The 1,679-nt window shown below is 35.0% G+C and carries 2 protein-coding genes; both read right to left on the reverse strand.

All coding sequences use genetic code 11. The features are described from left to right. Nucleotides 1–1,149, reverse strand: a 1,149-nt coding sequence (locus L4C32_RS20570) for a GumC family protein (RefSeq protein ID WP_428198759.1), incomplete at its 3' end; no start/stop codon positions are given. A gap of 36 nt (nucleotides 1,150–1,185) precedes the next feature. Next, on the reverse strand, nucleotides 1,186–1,679 hold a 494-nt coding region (locus L4C32_RS20575; RefSeq protein ID WP_428198760.1), incomplete at its 5' end, for a polysaccharide biosynthesis/export family protein.

Raw genomic sequence — 1,679 nt, forward strand, 5'->3', positions numbered from 1 at the left:
ATTTATAAGTTCTCGTTTTATTGACGCTTCTTGGCGACGTGCACTTTGAAGCTCTTTTTCAATCCCTTTGGCCAGTTCGGTAATGATTTTATTTGTCTGCTTTTGTATGGATTTCAACTGTGCTTGCGCACGTATCATTTTGTCATGTTTTGGACCATAACGCTTTGATAGCTCATTAACTTGCTTTTTTATTTCAATTTCTGCTTTTCGGATATCGCGAATTTGAGGGTGGTTGGAAATTTCTGATATTGATACTAAAGTCGAGAGTTCAGCATTCTTATTTTGAAGAAGTGAGTCATAAAGAGACTCTGCAGCTACTGTACGTTCTGTTGCTCTAGATAGTCTATTGGTTAAATTATTGAGTTCTGTACTGGTTAAGCTATCAATGCCGCTATCATCTATTAGCTTTTCACTTTTTAAATATGTTGTTAGTTGTTGCTCTGAGTTAACAAGTTCTAACTTTAATTCTTGGAGGCGTGAAGTTATCCAATTAGAAGCTTGTTTAGTGGCAGATAAACGTGATTCTAAATTATTTTCTATAAAGGCAGCTCCTATCTCATTAGCAATTTTAGAGGCTAACTTTGGATCTGTAGACTCAAAGGTGATTTTAACTAACTGTGTATTCTTAATTGGAGAGATCGAAAGTTTACTTTTGAAGTTGATAAGAATTTTTTGTTCTAATGATATTTGTTTCTGCTCATCTGAAGCTATAGGTGCTTGAGGTAGGTATGCTTTTACAATTGGAAGTGCTTTGATCTGTTTTTTTATATTGTTAATGAGTGATGAACTGTTATTAGTTTGACCATTGAATTCAGGTAATGTAAATAAGTCGAGCTTATGTATAACTTTTTCAGCCACTTTATTTGATTTTAAAATCTCATACTGGGTAGCGTAATACTCTTTCTTACTACTATCAATACCTACAATCTCATCGATTGAAACTGCTTTCCTTTGATTTGCCTCTATTAAAATAGTAGCTGTAGCTTTGTAAGAGGGAGTAATCGATAGCACTACTAGAATTGAAATTGCAGTACATAAAAAAGTAAAGAGTGAGATTAAAAGCCAATGTTTTTTTAGTGACGTAATATACTTTCCAAAGTCAATTACTTCGTCTTTGACTTTTAAATCATCAGGAGATGTAAACAGCATGATCAGTTGCCTAATTGTTCGTTATGCGGAGTTTAATTAAAAGAAGCTCTGTTCGATGACAATAATGTCACCGGGGGATACCATCGTGCTTAGTTTCCCTTTTAACTCTTTACTATTTTTAGCCGCTTTAGTTATTTTTATTGAGCTTCTAGATGCTCTGTCAGTAAATCCACCGGCAAGCGCTATGGCTTTTTCTACCGTTAGCCCAGGTTGATACTCATAACCTCCTGGTTTTTTTACTTCGCCATTAACATAGATCTGTCTAAAGCTGAGAATATTCACCATCACTTTGGGATTAATTAGGTAATCGCCTTTTAATCCTGTTTGAATTTCAGTTTTCAGCTGTTGCAGCGTTTTTCTTTTTGCGGTTAGTTGACCTAAATAGGGAAAGTCAAACGTACCACTTGAGCTAATGAGTAGTTCATTAATTGATAGATCAGTTTCACCGTARACTTGTATTTGAATTTTGTCACCAGCACCTAATTGATAAGTACTTTCAAAATCGTCAGCGGTAGCGAAGAAGCTACCAC

This window comes from Aliivibrio kagoshimensis, from assembly GCF_050337105.1.
GTDB classification, from domain to species: Bacteria; Pseudomonadota; Gammaproteobacteria; order Enterobacterales; family Vibrionaceae; genus Aliivibrio_A; species Aliivibrio_A kagoshimensis.